Genomic DNA, 16,256 nt, shown 5'->3' on the forward strand with positions numbered 1-16,256 from the left:
CGGCCGAGGCCGGCGCGTCCGTGCCCCGGCTCCCGGTGCGCGCGCCGCTGCGTGGCCACGGCCGCCGCGACGGCGGGCTGCGGGTGACGCGGTGGAGCGTAGCGCTGTCGCTGGCGGCGCACGTGGTCCTCGCGGTGGTGCTGATCCTGGGGATCAACGAGGTCACGCGGCGCGAGGCGCGGACGCGGACCAAGGCCGACCAGGACGAGCAGGTCAGCTACCTGGACGTGACCCAGTGGCCGTCGGACGCCTCGTCCGCGGGGGCCGCCGCGGCGCCGGCGGGGACGCCGTCCGCGGCCGCGCAGGCGGTGACCAACGCGGCGATCGACTCGGCGCTGGCGCGGATCCCCGAGCTGCAGCGCTTCCCCGACCGCGTGCCCACGCGCATTCCGCCCGCGCCCGCGGGGAACGGCGCCGGGCCCGCGGGCGGGCAGCAGCCGGGCGTGGCCAACGGCGCGCCCGGCGGCAGCGGCAACGCCATCGGCAACGACGTGGCGGGCGGACCGCTGGGCGCCGGCTACGGCGACCGGCGGCTGATCGTGCGCCCCGAGGCGGTGCCCGAGCGGCAGAAGACCGAGCACGAGCGCTACATGGAGCACCTGGGCTCCGCGCTGGGCGTGTGGAACGACTCGGTGGCCGACGAGGCCGCCCGGCAGCGCCGCGCCCGCAACTGGACGATCCGCGACAGGAACGGCCGCGAGTGGGGGATCGGCGACGGCGGCGTGCCGATCGTGGCCGGGCACAGGCTTCCCACCCGCGTGGCCCCGCCGATCCACGTGGACCGCGACCAGGAAGAGGCCGCCCGCGAGCAGTCGCGCCAGCGCCGCGAGATCGAGCGGCAGGCCGAGGACACCGACCGCGACCGCAGCTTCCGCGACCGCACCCGCGCCATCCGCCAGCGCCAGGACGAGGAGCGCCGCAAGCGCCGCGAAGGCTCCGGCCAGCAGGACGGCTCGTCGTCCTCCTCCCCGTCCTCTTCATCTCCCTCCTCCACCCCGCCGGGCGGCACACCCTGAGCCCGCCGGAACGCGACTTGCACCCCCGGAACGGTCTTCGAGCGGGCCCTTGAGGAGCGCCGCGAAACGGACCGGGAAGGAGGCACATGCCGCGTAAGTCTCGTGATCACAACGACAACGATCTGGGCGAAGCGCTCGTCTTCGCACTCGGCGCGGCCGGCGGGCTGGCGCTGGGGCTGTTCCTGTCGAAGACGATGCCTGCCGCGCCCGAGCCGGTGCGGCAGGCCGGCGCGCGCATCCGCGACCGCGCGCGCGGCATCGCGCAGAGCTACGGCCCCGCCCGCCTGCGCCGCCCCGCGCGCGAGGAGCTGCGCCTGTCCGCGCTGGAAGACGCGGTGATCGACGCCTTCCTGGGCGACGAGGTGCTGGCGGAGCGCGGCGTGGACGTGGGGTGCATCAGCCGCGGGATCATCGAGCTTTCCGGCAGCGTGCGCACGATGGACGAGGCGGAGCGCGCGGTGCGGCTGGCCCGCGCGGTCGAGGGCGTGGAGACGGTGGTGAACCGCATGGACGTGGACGACGACGCCCGCCGCACCCGGCGCGGCGCCGAGCCCACCGCATGGGAGGGGCACATGGCGGGAGAGTGGACGGGACGGAACATCGGGATGGGGCAGCGGCGCCAGGGCGAGCAGACCGACCCCGGCGCCGACGACTCGCGGCACCTGCGCGAGGTGGCGCTGGAGCAGAGCGACCGCGCGCAGTACGAGGACGAGGACCTGGCGCACTCGCAGCCGCGGGTGGGCTCGCGCCCCGGCCCCGGCGACGGCAACCCCACGCACTACGCCGAGGACGAGCTGGACCACCAGGACCCGTACGGCAAGCACGCCATTCCCACTCCCGAGCAGCCGCAGGCCATGCACAGCCAGGCGCGCGTGGGCGAGGGGCTGTCGCCCGGGCTGGAGCTGGAGATCGAGCAGTCCGACGTCCCCGTCAAGCCGCACTCGGCGGACTGGCAGGGCGCCCGCCGCCGCGACGCGGACGAAGAGGGCTGATCGATCGTCTTTCGGCAGATGAACAGCGGCCCCTCGTCCGGCATCCGGGCGGGGGGCCGCCTCCGCTTGGTGATTCGATAAAGTGAAGGTCTCACGCAGAGGCCGCAGAGGACGCAGAGAACGATGACCGAGCCTCTGCGTCCTCTGCGACCTCTGCGTGAGATCATTTCAGTTGTTGTTGCATCGCGAGGGAAGGGGAGTAGATTCCGCGGCCCTGAACCCCTGATGACGAGGCGACGATGGCGGGCACGCTGAAGGACACCATCCGCGACGACCTGAACGCCGCGCGGCGCGAGCGCGACAAGCTGCGCACCACGCTGCTCACCACCTTCCTGTCCGAGATCCGCAACAAGGAGATCGATGTCGGCCACGAGCTGGGCGACGCGGAGGTGCAGGGCGTGGCCACCACCGCCATCAAGCGCCGCCGCGAGGCCGCCGAGCAGTTCCGCGCCGCCGGCCGCGTCGAGCTGACGGAGAAGGAGGAGCAGGAAGCCGCGCTCCTGCAGGCCTACCTCCCGCCGCAGCTCGGCGAGGACGAGGTGCGCGCCATGGTCCGCGACGCCATCGCCGCCGGCGCGAAGGACATCGGCGGCGTGATGAAGGCCGTCAGCCCGAAGACGAAGGGCCAGTTCGACGGCAAGGAGCTGAACCGCATCGCCCGCGAGGAGCTCGCCGCCGGCTGACCGGTAGCTCCACGAACCTCAGCGCCCGCGGACGCATCGATCGCGTCCGCGGGCGCTGTTTGCATTGTCGTCGATTTTGATTAAATTCCGCCCTCTTCTCATGTCCAATGCGCCGTAACGTTCTATCCTCGCCGGACCCACAGGATGGCATCGCGAGCGCTCCGCGGATGGCAGACCCGCAGCCGCAAGGTGCTGGACGAGCTCGAAGCCGCGCACGCGGTGGTGGGCGGCGCCCGGCGTGCGCGCGCCTTCGCCCGCCAGCAGATCAACCAGGCGTACGTGGTGCTGCTTGCCTCGCAGTTCCAGCGCTTCTGCCGGGACTTGTACAATGAATCAGCGGACCATCTCACGAATCAACCTGCGCACGGTCCTTTGAACCTGATCCTGCGGAATCTGCTAACAACCGGAAACAAGCTCGACCGGGGGAATGCCAACGTCGGGAACATCGGTTCCGATTTCGAGAAGCTCGGCGTAGAGTTCTGGGACACCGTTCGGAACCGTGCACGCACGAACCCGGATAGACAGCGAAAACTCGACGAGATGAACAACTGGCGCAATGCCGTTGCCCACCAGGATTTCACTCGGGTGGGCGATGGCAAGAAAGAGACGGTGACGATCACTCAGGTGCGCGCGTGGCGGAGCGCCTGTAATGCGCTGGCAGTGGAATTCGACGAGGTCATGCGTGTATATTTGCAATCGGTCTTCGGGGTGCGTCCCTGGTAGGAGGGTTAGATGGCAAAGCGGAAGCAGCGGCCGGGAGATCAGCTTCGCGTGGGAAGCCGCGTGCGGTACCAGATGCCGGGCGGTGTTTTCGAGGCCGAGGTCATCGAGGATCGCGGTGACATCGGAGTGAATGGCCGGCGACTGCTCGGCATCCGGCCGTTGAGCGGGTACTCGGAAGGGCCGTACGTCTGGCCCGCCGAAGAGCTCATCCCCGTAGAATAGACCCCGGAGTGAATGCAGCAGGCCGCCACCAGCGCATCGGTGGCGGCCTGCTGTCGTTTGCGACGGCGAATCCGCCGCTCAGCCGAAGGCGGCGAGGAGGTCGTCGACCTTGTCGAGCACGGGCTCGCGGTTCTGGGTGGCGGTCTCGTAGCGGCGGACGCGCAGGAGCGCGGCCTCGTCCAGGTCGGCGTCGTCGAGCCAGTCGACCAGGGTGTCGCGGTCCATCCCGTCGTAGCCCAGCACCGGCTCTTCGAGGAACTCCTCGTCGTCCTCGTCCTCTTCCAGCAGCAGGTCGCCGGGGCCGAAGCGGCCCGCGCCGGGGAGCGCGGGCTGCAGCCAGCCGCCGCCCTCGAAGTCGCGGAACGCCAGCGCGATCGTTGCCGCCGCGGCCGCGCCCACCATCACCTTGAACGTGTTCATCGCCGTTCCCCTCTCCCGTTCTGCGTGGCGTCGATGCCCCTCCGCGGGCGCAAATCCCCGGCCAGCGGCCGCGCCTCAGCTCGCGCCCGCCGCCTCTTCGGGGCGCACGCGGATGCGCTGGGCAAGCGCGTGCGAGATCACCTGCGGGTTCCCGTTCACCTCCAGCGACACCGGGCCGTCGAAGGGCCCGCGCTCCGTCACCTTCACCTCGGCGCCGGGGCGCAGGTCGAGCGAGCCGAGGTAGCGGAGCTGCTCCGGCTCCTCGATCTCCACCTCCAGCACGCGGCGGCGCTCGCCGGGCTCCAGCTCGCCGAGCGAGGGGTAGCGGCCGGTGTCCATCTCGCCCGCGGCGGTGGGGATGGCGTTGCCGTGCGGGTCGCGCTCGGGCTGGCCGAGGAGGCGGGCCAGGCGCTCGATCAGCTCGTCGCTGGCGGCGTGCTCCAGGCGCTCGGCCTCGTCGTGCACGCGGTCCCACTCGTAGCCCAGCTTCTCGGCCAGGAACAGCTCCAGCACGCGGTGCCGCCGGATGATGCGCAGCGCCTCGAGCTCGCCGGGCGCGGTCAGGCGCACGCCGTAGTAGGGCTCGTGGCGAAGCAGCCCCTGCTCGTCGAGGCGCTTGATCATGGCCGTCACGGCCGCCGCCGTCAGCCCCAGCCGCTCCGCGATCCGCGAGGTGGACACGGGCGACTCCTGCTGCTGCAGCATCCAGACGGCCTTCAGGTAGTCCTCGACGACCGGCGAGTACATCTCGGGATGGCCAGGGTTGATCGGCGTGGTGAGCGTGTGGCCCGAACATCTTGCGGCGGGTGGGGCGTGTCAAGGACAGAACTGCGAGATCCGGCGTGTTCCGCGCCAGGACGCGGAGCGCGGGCTGAGGCATTTCCTCGAGCCTCTCCTGATTCATCTCCGCGACCGCTCGCACTTTTGCCCACTCCGGAGCGCCCACGCGAGTCCCTTGCGCGGGTCGCGGGGCGGCGGCATGTTGGCAAATATCGGCCGATCCGGCCGGTTCCTTCCGGCCCGGCCCGCCGCCGCGGCGCGCGCGCCCCGCCCCTGGCATCCGCCCCGACGCCCCACCGCCGTGACGGTGACCGACTACCCCGACGTCGTCCGCGACCCCGCGCGCCTGGCCGCGCTGGCCGAAACCGGCCTGTCCGACTCGCCCCCCGAGGAGGTGTTCGACCGCCTCACGCGCCTGGCCGCGCGGCTCCTGGGCGCGCCGGCGGCCTTCTTCGCGCTGGCCGACGACCGCCGGCAGTACTTCAAGAGCTCGGTCGGGCTCCCCCCGCCCGCCCACGTCACCGGCGAGGTGCCGCTCCCCGGCTCGGTGTGCGAGTACGTGGTGCGCAGCGGCCTTCCGCTGGTGGTGGGCGACACCGCCGCCGACCCCCTGCTGCGCGACAACCCGTCGATCGTGCGCTTCGGGATCCGCGCGTACGCGGGCTACCCCGTGGCCACCGGCGACGGCCACGTGCTGGGCAGCTTCTGCGTGGCCGACGACCGGCCGCGCGACTGGGGCGCCGACGAACTGCAGTCGCTGGCCGACCTGGCGGCCATCGCCGGCGCCGAGGCCGAGCGGCGGCGCGCCGAAGCCGAGCGCGCGCGCTTCGACCGGGGGCTGAGCGAGGCCGAGGGGTGGTACCGCGCGCTGGTGGAGCAGTCGATCATGGCCATCTACTGCTACCAGGACGGGCGCTTCCTGTACGTGAACCCCAAGACCGCCGAGCTCTTCGGGCGCGACCCCGAGTACATGCTGCAGCCGGGGATCCTGGCCGAGATCATCCACCCCGACGACCAGCCGCGCGTGGCCGAGAACATCCGGCGGCGGCTGGCGGGCGAGATCCTGTCGGTGCGCTACACCCTGCGCGGCGTGCGCCCCGACGGCGAGATCGTCTGGCTCGACATCCACGGCACCCGCACCGAGGTGGGCGGCCGGCCGGCGCTGATCGGCGTGGGCTACGACATCACCGACCGCGTGCGCGCCGAGCGCGAGCGCGAGACGGCCATGCGCGCCCGCGACCGCTTCTACGCCATGGCCAGCCACGAGCTGCGCACCCCCGTCAGCACGGTGATGCTGTACAACGACCTGCTGATGGGCGGGATGTACGACGCGCTGACCGCGCCGCAGCGCGAGGCGGTGGAGCGCGCGCAGTCGTCCGCGCGGCACCTGCTCGACCTGATCAACGACCTGCTCGACCTCTCGAAGCTCGAGGCGGGGCGGCTCGACACGCGGCGCGAGGAGGTGGAGGTGGCCGAGCTGGTGGAAAGCGTGGCCGCCGAGCTCACCCCGCTGGCCGCCGAGTACGGGAGCCGGCTCGACCTGGAGCTGCGCGCCCGCCCCGCGCCGGTGATCGGCGACGGGCTGCGCATCCGCCAGATCCTGATGAACCTGCTCTCCAACGCCATCAAGTTCGGCCAGGGGCGCCCCATCGAGGTGCGCTGCGGGGCCGACGGCGGCGGCGTGGCGGTGGAGGTGACCGACCACGGGACGGGGATCGCGCCCGACGACCTCCCGCGCATCTGGGAAGACTTCGTGCAGCTCGGCAACGGCGACGGCTCGTCCCCGGGCACGGGGCTGGGGCTGCCGATCGCGCGGCGGCTGGCGGAGCTGCTGGGCGGGTCCATCGAGGTCACGAGCGCCCCCGGCGCAGGGAGCACCTTCCGCTTCTGCCTCCCCAGCGCGCCGACCGGGGACGAGTAGAGCATCCTCAACCGCAACAGAAGGATTTGGGCGTGTTGGGCGCTGAGACGCCCAAACGGGCTGCGCGCGCCGTAGGCCACGATACAACTGTGGCCAACGGCGCCGGGCCCCGCCGCGCCCGGCATCCGCGCCGATCCGCCGCTGCGGCCCACGCGCGGCGGGTCCCGGCCCTCCGGGCGCGCATCCCTCACGCAAGGTATTGTCCCGCGCTGAGTTCCCCCCGCCCCTGCGCAGCGGGGGAGGGGCCGGGGGAGGGGGCCACCCGCGGCGGCCACCATGCTTCCCAACCCGCGCCGAACTCTCCCCACATGCTGAGGTCTCCCCTTCTCCTGCTGTCGGGAGAAGGGGCCGGGGGATGAGGGTCTCTTCCGGCGCTCGCCGACCTTTCCGCCACCTCTCATTCGGTTTATATTCGGTATCGCACTGGGCACTGGGCACTGGGCACTGGGCACTGGGCACTGGGCACTGGGCACTGGCGCCGATGATCAGCATCGCCCTAGCCCTGCTTTGTGGATCGCCCCGCCGGGGTTAGCTTTGTGGCCCCGACGAACCGACCCGCAGGCAGTGCCCGGAAGATGAATCCCCACGCCCTGAACGTCCTGGAGTACCGCGACGCGCTGGACCTGGTCGCGCGCAACGCCTCGTCCGAGCTGGGCGCGGACGCGGTGCGCGCGCTGGAGCCGTCGGCCGACCTGGGGTGGATCGCGCCCGAGTTGGAGCGCGTGGACCAGATGCGCGCGTTCCTGGGCGGCGACAGCGGCTGGTCCATCCCCCCCATCCCCGACGCGCGCGAGGCGGTGCGGCGGCTGCGCATCGAGGGCGCGGTGCTCGAGGCCGGGCAGCTGCGCGACCTGCGCGTGCTGCTGGCGTCCAGCCGCACCACCCGCCGCGCGCTGCTGGCCGGCGGCGGCGCCGAGCGCTTCCCGCTGCTGGCGCTGATGGCCGGCGGGCTGCTCGACGTGGAGAAGGAGGAGGCGCAGATCGCCCGCGCCATCGACGAGGCGGGCGCCGTGCGCGACGACGCCTCGCCCGCGCTGGCACGGCTCCGGCGCGACATCCGCACTGTGCGCGGGCGGCTGGTGGAGCGGCTGGCGGCGTACATGGCCGGGCTCCCCGAGCACTACCGCGTGGCCGACGCCTCGGTGACGGTGCGCGACGGGCGCTACGTCATCCCCGTGCGCCGCGAGGGGCGCGGCGAGGTGGGCGGGATCGTGCACGACGAGAGCGCCACCGGGGCCACGCTCTTCGTCGAGCCGCCGCTGGCCATCGAGGCCATGAACCGGCTGCGCGAGCTGGAGGCCGAGGAGGCGCGCGAGGTGCTGCGCATCCTGCGCGAGCTGACCGACCGCCTGCGCCCGCTGCAGCCCGAGCTGGCCGCCTCGCTCGCCGCGCTGGTGGAGCTCGACTCGCTCTTCGCGCGCGCCCGCTACGCGCTGCGCGTGGACGGCCGCCGCCCGGCCATGCTGGCGGCGGGGACCGAGCACTACACGGTGGTGAACGGCCGCCACCCGATCCTGCTGGCGCGGACGCGCGACGTGGTGCCGTTCGACCTGATGATGGACGGGCGCGAGCGCACGCTGCTGATCTCGGGCCCCAACACCGGCGGCAAGACGGTGCTGCTGAAGGCCATCGGGCTGATCTCGCTGCTGGCGCAGAGCGGCGTGGTCCCGCCGGTGGGCGACGGCACGAAGCTCCCCGTCTTCCGCGAGGTGTTCGCCGACATCGGTGACGAGCAGAGCATCGAGGCGTCGCTCAGCACCTTCAGCGCGCACCTCAAGAACCTGCGCGAGGCGCTGGAGGGGGCGGGGTTCGAGAGCCTGGTGCTGACCGACGAGGCCGGGAGCGGCACCGATCCCGTGGAGGGCGGCGCGCTGGCGGCCGCGGTGCTCACCGAGCTCACGCGCCGCTCCTGCTTCACCGTGGCTACGACGCACCTGGGCCAGTTGAAGCTGCTGGCGACGCAGGAGCCGGGGATCGTGAACGCGTCGCTGCAGTTCGACGCCGAGCGGCTGGTGCCCACCTACCGGCTGGTGAAGGGCGTCCCCGGGCGCTCGTACGGGCTGGCCATCGCCCGCCGGCTGGGGCTGCCGCAGGGGGTGCTGGAGACGGCCGAGGCCACGCTCCCGCAGGGCGAGCGCGACGTCGCGCGGCTGCTGCTGGAGCTGGAGGCCAAGGAGCAGCGGCTGGACACGGCGACGGCGCAGCTCGAGCGCGAGCGGGCGCGCACCGAGGCGCTGCAGGCCAGGCTCGAGGAGCGCGAGGTCGAGCTGAAGCAGCGCGAGAAGGACGCGGAGCGGCGCGCCCGGCAGCAGGCGCGCGACCTGTTGCTGAAGGCGCGCGAGGAGGTGGAGGCCGCCATCGCCGAGGTGCGCGGCGCCGCCGACCAGGCCGCGCTCGACGAGGCCGCCCGCGCCGCCCGCCGCCGCGTGGAGGAGGCGGCCAAGCGGCAGAAGGAGAAGGCCCCCGCCGAGCGCCGCCAGCGCGCGGGCACACCGTCGGCGGGACGGGCACGTGCGCCGGCGGCGGAGCTGGAGCCGGGCCTCCGGGTGCGCATCGAGTCGCTGGGGCGCACGGGCACGGTGGTGGAGCTGCGCGACGGGAAGGCGATGGTGGAGGCCGGGGCCATGCGCCTGCTCCTGCCGCGCGAGGACCTGACGCCGCTGCCGCCGGGCGACCAGGAGCCCGAGAAGCGGCGCTCGAGCGCGGGGTATTTCGTGCACAGCGTGGAGGCGCGGCCCGAGGTGGACCTGCGCGGGATGCGGGTGGACGAGGTGGAGACCACGCTGGGGCGCGCCATCGACGACGCGATCCTGGCGGGGCTCCCCAGCTTCCGCATCATCCACGGCAAGGGCACGGGCGCGCTGCGGGCCCACGTGCGCGACCTGCTGAAGGCCGACCACCGCATCTCGTCCTCGCGCCCGGGCGAGCTGTTCGAGGGTGGGACGGGGGTGACGGTGGTGGAGTTCGCGTAGGCGAGTGCTGAGTGCTGAATTTGACGCGGGCCGCGGCGCTGCGCCCTCTCCGGCTCGCTTAGGCTCGCCACCTCTCCCGTACCGGGAGAGGTAGGGGTGAGGACACTCGCGCGGGTGACGCGGGTCGGCGCGGCCGCGGACTGGCCCCCTCCCCCGGCCCCTCCCCCGCTGCGCAGGGGAGGGGAGAACTCAGCGCGGCGACGGTGGCGGCGTGGAGAGCGGGGCTGGCCGCCACGATTGCGTCGCACCTGAGGCGAGGAGCGCGGAAATGGTTGCGCCGCGCGCTCGAAGTTTACCCCCTCCCGTTATCGGGAGGGGGTACGCGGCCCCAGTCGCGGGGGGAGGGTCAGTTCCGGACAGTGTCGCTGATTCGGGCGCACCGTCCGCGCGTTAGATTGTGACGGACGGCAGCAGGGAGCGGGCGGCAGAAGCCTCGGCCGGGCGCCGTGGAAGGCTGTCCCCTGTTCCCTGTACCCTGTCCCCCGAAGTACCCGCATGCCGATCCCCGACCACCTCGTCGAGCAGATCCGCGACGCCGCGGACATCGTGGAGATCCTCTCGGAGCACACGCGCCTCAAGCGCTCCGGGAAGACCTTCCGCGGGCCGTGCCCGCTGCACGGCGGCGAGGGGCCCAACTTCTCGGTGGACCCCGCCAAGGGGTTCTACAAGTGCTTCGTGTGCGGCGAGGGTGGCACCATCTACACCTTCCTCATGAAGCACCTGGGGATGACCTATCCCGACGCCATCCGCTGGACCGCGGCGCGCGTGGGGATCGAGGTGCCCGACGAGCGCGAGGAGCGCCAGGAGGAAGACCCCGACCGCGCCTTCTACGAGGTCAACGCCTTCGCCCGCGACTGGTTCCGCAAGCAGCTGTGGGAGAGCGACGGGGCCAGGGCCGCGCGCGAGTACTTGGAGAAGCGCGGCGTATCCCGCGAGTCGGCCGAGCGCTTCGGGCTGGGGTGGGCGCCCGAGGAGTGGGGCGCCTTCCGCGAGACCGCGCGCAAGACCGGCATCTCCGACGCCATGCTGCTGGAGCTGGGGCTCGTCAAGGAATCACAGAAGGGCGGGCGCGAGCCGTACGACGTCTTCCGCGGGCGCGTCATCTTCCCCATCGAGGACCTGGCGGGGCGCGTGGTGGCCTTCGGCGGGCGGATCCTGGGGAACGCCGAGCCGCACATCCCCAAGTATCTCAACAGTCCCGAGACACCCGTCTACACCAAGGGGCGCACGCTCTACGGGCTGAACTGGGCCAAGAACGCCATCCGCAAGGAGGAGACGGTCCTGGTCGTCGAGGGGTACATGGACTTCGTGTCGCTGGCGTCGCACGGGGTGGCCAACGCCGTGGCGCCGCTGGGGACGGCCATGACCGAGGAGCAGGCGGCGCTGATCGCCCGCTACTGCGGCCGCGCCATCCTGCTGTACGACAGCGACAAGGCCGGCCTCAAGGCCACCTTCCGCACCGGCGACGAGCTGCTGCGCGCGGGCGTCGAGGTGCTGGTGGCCACGCTGCCGCAGGGCGAGGACCCCGACTCGCTGGTGCGCGCCCAGGGCGCGGCGGCCCTCAAGCGCTTCCTGGGCGACGCGGTGGACGTGCTCGAGCGCAAGATCCAGATCCTGGAGCGGCGCGACTACTTCGGCTCCATCCGTGGCACGCGCCAGGCCATCGACGCGCTCCTTCCCACCGTGCGCGCCACCGCCGACGAGGTGATGCGCGGCGTGTACATCCAGCGCATCTCGGCCAAGACCGGCGTCCCCCGCGAAACGCTGGAGAAGGAAGCGGCCGAGACGCCGGCGGCCGAGCGTCGGAGCGGGACGCCGCCCGTGCACGGGCGGCAGAACGGCCGCCCCGAGCCCGGGCGGCGCCCCGACGACCTGGGGGCCATGGCGCGCGCGGTCATCGAGCGGCACCTCCCCGAGCGCATCCTCCTGCTGCTGATGTTCCGCGACGAGGCGTGGGTGGAGCGCGCGGCCGCCGAGCTCTCGCCCGACGACTTCCGGCACCCGGCGTACGGGACGGTGTTCGCGGGGCTGGTCGAGGCCGAGAGCCGCGGGCGCGACCCCGAGGGCGAGTGGCTGCAGGTGTTCCCCCCCGACGTGCTGCCGCTGGTGGAGGAGCTGCGCGGCGACCCCGAGGCGGCCACGCTGGTGCCGGCCGACCAGTTCTTCATGGGCAGCCTGCAGCTGATCCGCGCGCGCAGCATCCAGGCGCGGCTGGCCGAGATCGGGCGCGAGCTGATGGAGGGCGCCAGCGAGGAGGCGCAGATCGCGCTCTTCCGCGAGAAGAAGCAGCTCACCGAGGAGCTGCGCGGCACGAGCGGCTATTTACGCAAGGCGGGTTTGAAGTCGTCGATGATCGTGGCGCGGTAAACCTCGATGTGCGTGAGTGCGTAAGTGCGCGAGTGCGTGGGTCCCGGCGCGGGACCGACGCACTTCTGCACTCACGCACTCACGCACTCACGCACTCACGCACTCACGCACTCACGCACTCACGCATTACGTTTCTCGGGCGTGTTGGGCGCTTAGACGCCCAAACGGGCTGCGCGCGCCGTAGGCCACGATACTACTGTGGCCAACGGCGCCGGGCCCCCGCCGCGCCCGGCATCCGCGCGATCCCGCGGCATCCGCGCACGCGCGGCGGTGTCCCGGCCCTCCGGGCGCGCATCCCTCACGCAAGCCTCGTCGCCGCAATGAGTTCTCCCCTCCCCTGCGGAGCGGGGGAGGGGCCGGGGGAGGGGGCCACCCGCGGCGGGTACGATGCCTTTCCACTCGCACCAATCTTCTCCTCGCGCTGAGTTGGGAATACATGGGGCGGCGGCATTTCACCCGCCCGCCGCCGCCCGCTCCCCGCCCACCGCCTTCTGCGCCCGCCCTAGCGCGGCGACGAGGATGCGGACGTCCTCCGGCGCCGTCTCGAAGCTGGTGATGCAGGCGCGGAGCGCGGGTCCGATCCCCGCCAGCCGCGTGGTCGACAGCCACGCATCTCCCGAGGCGACGACGTGCGCGCAGACGGCATCCAGGTGCGATACCTGATCGCCATCGCCACGCAACGGGTCGCTGAAGCAGACGATGGGAAGCGCCGTGCGGTTCTCGATCCTCCATCCCGCCGCCTCCAATTCGCGGCGTAACAAATCCCCCATCTCCACCTGGTGGCGGAGCGCGGCGGCGTAACCATCCCACCCCGCCACGGCCAGCGAGAGGAACACCTTCAGCCCGATGAAGCGCCGCGACCATTGCAGCGAGCGCGCGTACCAGTCGGGCCGCTCCAGCGACTCCTCGCCGCGCGGCACGTACGCGGTCTCGATGTGGAACGCCGCCTCCAGCGCGCGCGTGTCGCGGGTCAGGAACAGGCCGGCGCCCATCGGCACCGACAGCCACTTGTGCGCGTCGAAAGTCAGCGAGTCCGCGCGCTCCGTCCCCGCCAGCAGGTGCGCCAGCTCGGGGATTAGCGCCGCCGCGCCGCCCCACGCCGCGTCCACGTGCAGCCACACCCCCTCGCGCTCCGCCACCTCCGCGATGGCGGGAATGGGATCGACCGCCGCCGCGTTCGTCGTCCCCGCCGTGGCGACGACCAGGAACGGCACCAGGCCGGCGGCGCGGTCCTCGGCGATCATCCGCGCGAGCACGTCGGGCCGCATCCGCAGCGCGTCGTCGACCGGCACGGTGCGGACGGCGCGGTTGCCGAGGCCGCAGGCGCGCGCCGCCTTCACGAACGAGTGGTGCGCCTCCGCGCTGGCGTAGAGCGCCGGGTCGCCATCGAGCGCGCGGACGCCGTCGTCGCCCCACGTCGGGAACGCGGTCGCCAGGGCGCAGAGGACGGCGGTGTGGTTGGCCTCGTTGCCGCCCGTGGTGAACGAGCCGTCGACCGCGCGCGGATCGAATCCCAGCTTCGCGCCCAGCTCGCGGATCAGCCGCCGCTCGATGGCCACGCCCAGCGGCGAGTGGTGCCAAGCGCCCACCTGCGTGTTGAACGCCGCCGCCAGCGCGTCGGCGGCGATCCCCATCGTCGTCGACGGCGGGTTGAACAGGCCGAAGTAGCGCGGATGCGAGGTCTGCATCTGCCAGCGCGCCAGCCCGCCGGCCACCCATCCCACTGCCTCCTCCGGCGCCAGCGGCGCGGCGAAGTCGACCGCCGCGAGCCGCCGCAGCATCTCGTCCTCGTCCGCGCCGGGACGCACGGGCAGGCGATCGACGCCCGCCAGGTAGCGCTCCGTCTCCTCCGCCACGCACGACCAGAGCGCGCGGCGGGCGTGCTCATCCAGCCGCAGCGCGGCCCCGGGCTTCTCCATCCCCCTCCTCTCCCTCGTCGCCGAAGAGCCGGGCGGCCTCGTAGCCCAGCATCGCCATCTTTCGGTCGCTTCCCCAGCGGTAGCCGCCGAACGCGCCCAGCTTGCGGATCACGCGGTGGCAGGGGATCACGTAGGCCACCTGGTTGCGCGCCACCGCGCCGGCCACCGCGCGCACCGCGCCCGGCTTTCCCGCGGCGGCCGCCAGCTGCTCGTAGCTGACCAGCGCGCCGGCGGGGACGCGCAGCAGCGCCTCCCACACCCGCACCTGGTGGTTGGTCCCCTGCACGAACAGGGGGATCGGCTTGTCGTCCTTCGCCCGCGGGGCGAAGATGCGCGCGGCCAGCTCCGCCGTCCGGCGCGCGTCCTCGTCCAGGTCGCCCAGCGGCCAGCGCGCGCGCAGCTCGTCGATGGCCGCCCCCTCGCCGCCCTCGTCGACGAACGCGAGCGAGCAGAGGCCGCGCTCGGTGGCGCCCAGCAGCGCGGTACCGAACGGCGTGTCGTGGAAGCCGTAGGCGATGCGCACCCCGGCGCCCTTCTGCTTGTACTCGCCCGGCGTGACGGCCTCGAGGGTCACGAACAGGTCGTGCAGGCGGCCGGGGCTGCTGAGGCCGGCGTCGTAGGTGGCGTCGAGCACGCTGCGGCACTCGTCCAGGCGGCGCTTGGCGTGCTCGATGGTCAGGAACTGCAGGAAGCGCTTGGGGCTGATCCCCACCCAGCGGCGGAACAGGCGCTGGAAGTGGAACTCGCTCAGGTACACGCTCTTGGCCACCTCGTCGAGCGCCGGCTGCCGCCGGTAGTTCTGCTCGAGGAAGTGGATCGCCTGGGCGATGCGGTCGTAGTCGGAGACGGGCATCGGGGTCGTCCGGGATGCAGGTGATCTCCAATCTCGGATGCGGAAGGGTTTCGCGCATCCACGGACGAAGGATGGGGGTGGACAGATCCCATCTCCACCCGGATCTTGCCCACCTCGTGGGCCCTCTCCCTGGCGCTTCGCGCCTGTCCCTCCCCCAAAACCGACTGGGGGAGGGACGGGGGCTCGCTGCGCTCGCGGCTGCTTCGCGCGCGGAGCGTCAGGACGTGCGTGGACCGGACATGGTATCGGAGCGGAGTGTGATGAGGCTGGACGACCTGGAGACGCCCGCGGCGGTGGTGGACGTGGACGGCATGCACGCCAACCTGCGGCGCGCGGGCGAGTACTGCCGCGCGCACGGGCTGGGGTGGCGGCCGCACGCCAAGACGCACAAGATCGCGGCGCTGGCGGCCGAGCAGGTGCGCGCGGGCGCCGTCGGCGTCACCGTGGCCACGCCGCGCGAGGCGGAGGTGATGGCGACGGCGGTGGACGACCTTCTCCTCGCGTACCCCGTCGTCGGCCGCGGAAAGCTCGATCGACTGATGGCGCTCCCCGCGCGGGTGCGGCTGACCGTCGGGCTCGATTCGGCCGATGCGCTGCGGGGGCTGGCGGAGGCGGCGCGCGCGGCCGGCCGCCGAGTGGGCGTCTTGGTGGAGCTTGACGCGGGGATGCATCGCGTCGGCGTGCAATCTCCCGAAGACGCGGTCGCCCTCGCGCGCGAGGTGGCGGGGATGGAGGGGATCGAGTACCGCGGTGTGATGTTCTACCCCGGACACGTCCGCAGCCACGTCGACGCGCAGGATGCGGCGCTGCGCGAGCTCTCCGCGACCGTGCGCCGCTTGATCGACGCGCTCGGCGACGCGGGGGTGCCGCCGGAGGTGGTGAGCGGCGGGTCGACGCCCACCTTCTGGCGCTCGCACGAGATCGGCGGGCTGACCGAGGTGCGGCCGGGGACGAACATCTTCAACGACCGCACGACCGCCGAGATCGGCGCCTGCGGCTGGGACGAGGTCGCGTACTCGGTGCTGGCGACGGTGGTGAGCACGGCCGTCCCCGGGCAGGCGGTGGTTGACGCGGGCTCCAAGGCCCTGTCGCGCGAGGAACTGCGCGCGGAGGGAGGGGGCTACGGCGCGCTGCTCGATCGTCCGGAGGTGGTGGTGAAGGCCGTCAGCGAGGAACACGGCCTGCTCGACCTCTCCGCGACGGAGTGGCGGCCGCGCATCGGCGAGCGGGTGCGCGTCGTCCCCAACCACGTGTGCGTCTCCGTCAATCTCCAGGAAAAGCTCTGGGGGATCCGGGGCGATGAGATCGTCGCGGAGTGGGAGGTTGCCGGGCGGGGGCGGGCACCGCTTTGAATCTCACGCAGAGGCCGCAGAGGTCGCAGAGAACTC

General features: G+C 72.7%; 13 protein-coding genes. 9 read left to right on the forward strand and 4 right to left on the reverse strand.

Annotation, left to right across the window (positions count from 1 at the left end):
• The 5 genes from VF092_01300 to VF092_01320 form a co-directional block, all read left to right on the forward strand.
• Window positions 1–1,016, forward strand: a 1,016-nt coding sequence (locus VF092_01300; protein HEX6745921.1) for a hypothetical protein, incomplete at its 5' end; no start/stop codon positions are given.
• A gap of 86 nt (window positions 1,017–1,102) precedes the next feature.
• Entirely contained in the window at window positions 1,103–2,008 is a 906-nt protein-coding gene (locus VF092_01305) for a BON domain-containing protein (GenBank protein HEX6745922.1), read from the forward strand.
• A gap of 239 nt (window positions 2,009–2,247) precedes the next feature.
• Window positions 2,248–2,691, forward strand: coding sequence for a GatB/YqeY domain-containing protein (locus VF092_01310; protein ID HEX6745923.1), 444 nt, complete (start codon window positions 2,248–2,250; stop codon window positions 2,689–2,691).
• Between the two features lie 189 nt (window positions 2,692–2,880).
• Window positions 2,881–3,414: a HEPN domain-containing protein gene (locus VF092_01315; protein ID HEX6745924.1), complete on the forward strand. Its 534-nt coding sequence runs from the start codon at window positions 2,881–2,883 to the stop codon at window positions 3,412–3,414.
• 9 nt (window positions 3,415–3,423) lie between these two features.
• Window positions 3,424–3,636, forward strand: coding sequence for a hypothetical protein (locus tag VF092_01320; protein HEX6745925.1), 213 nt, complete (start codon window positions 3,424–3,426; stop codon window positions 3,634–3,636).
• A gap of 78 nt (window positions 3,637–3,714) precedes the next feature.
• Here the strand turns inward: VF092_01320 and VF092_01325 are convergent, their stop codons facing one another.
• Together VF092_01325 and VF092_01330 are read right to left on the reverse strand one after the other, a co-directional pair.
• On the reverse strand, window positions 3,715–4,056 hold the full coding sequence (locus tag VF092_01325; GenBank protein HEX6745926.1) for a hypothetical protein: 342 nt from the start codon (window positions 4,054–4,056) through the stop codon (window positions 3,715–3,717).
• 75 nt (window positions 4,057–4,131) lie between these two features.
• Window positions 4,132–4,803 carry a metal-dependent transcriptional regulator gene (locus VF092_01330; GenBank protein HEX6745927.1) on the reverse strand — a complete coding sequence of 224 codons (672 nt, stop codon included), beginning with the start codon at window positions 4,801–4,803 and terminating at the stop codon, window positions 4,132–4,134.
• A 340-nt stretch (window positions 4,804–5,143) separates the two neighbouring features.
• On the opposite strand from VF092_01330, the gene VF092_01335 reads away from it, so the two are divergent.
• The 3 genes from VF092_01335 to dnaG all read left to right on the forward strand — a co-directional run bounded on the left by VF092_01335 (window position 5,144) and on the right by dnaG (window position 12,096).
• Window positions 5,144–6,757, forward strand: a complete 1,614-nt coding sequence (locus tag VF092_01335) for an ATP-binding protein (GenBank protein ID HEX6745928.1) — start codon at window positions 5,144–5,146, stop codon at window positions 6,755–6,757.
• A 575-nt stretch (window positions 6,758–7,332) separates the two neighbouring features.
• Window positions 7,333–9,729 (forward strand): endonuclease MutS2, encoded by a 2,397-nt coding sequence (locus tag VF092_01340; GenBank protein ID HEX6745929.1) that lies wholly within the window; start codon window positions 7,333–7,335, stop codon window positions 9,727–9,729.
• A 495-nt stretch (window positions 9,730–10,224) separates the two neighbouring features.
• Entirely contained in the window at window positions 10,225–12,096 is a 1,872-nt protein-coding gene (dnaG, locus tag VF092_01345; GenBank protein HEX6745930.1) for a DNA primase, read from the forward strand.
• Between the two features lie 452 nt (window positions 12,097–12,548).
• On the opposite strand, the gene VF092_01350 is transcribed toward dnaG, so the two are convergent.
• Together VF092_01350 and VF092_01355 are read right to left on the reverse strand one after the other, a co-directional pair.
• Window positions 12,549–14,015, reverse strand: coding sequence for an aminotransferase class V-fold PLP-dependent enzyme (locus tag VF092_01350; protein ID HEX6745931.1), 1,467 nt, complete (start codon window positions 14,013–14,015; stop codon window positions 12,549–12,551).
• Window positions 13,981–14,868 carry a methylated-DNA--[protein]-cysteine S-methyltransferase gene (locus VF092_01355; GenBank protein ID HEX6745932.1) on the reverse strand — a complete coding sequence of 296 codons (888 nt, stop codon included), beginning with the start codon at window positions 14,866–14,868 and terminating at the stop codon, window positions 13,981–13,983. Before VF092_01355 ends, VF092_01350 begins: the two co-directional genes overlap by 35 nt.
• A gap of 260 nt (window positions 14,869–15,128) precedes the next feature.
• Between VF092_01355 and VF092_01360 the strand changes: the two genes are divergently transcribed.
• The gene (locus VF092_01360; protein ID HEX6745933.1) at window positions 15,129–16,220 is read left to right on the forward strand and encodes an alanine racemase; all 1,092 of its coding nucleotides are present in this window, start codon (window positions 15,129–15,131) and stop codon (window positions 16,218–16,220) included.
• The last annotated feature ends 36 nt before the right edge of the window (window positions 16,221–16,256 follow it).

Origin of the sequence: Longimicrobium sp., assembly GCA_036377595.1 — a bacterium.
In the GTDB taxonomy this organism is placed as follows: Bacteria; Gemmatimonadota; Gemmatimonadetes; order Longimicrobiales; family Longimicrobiaceae; genus Longimicrobium.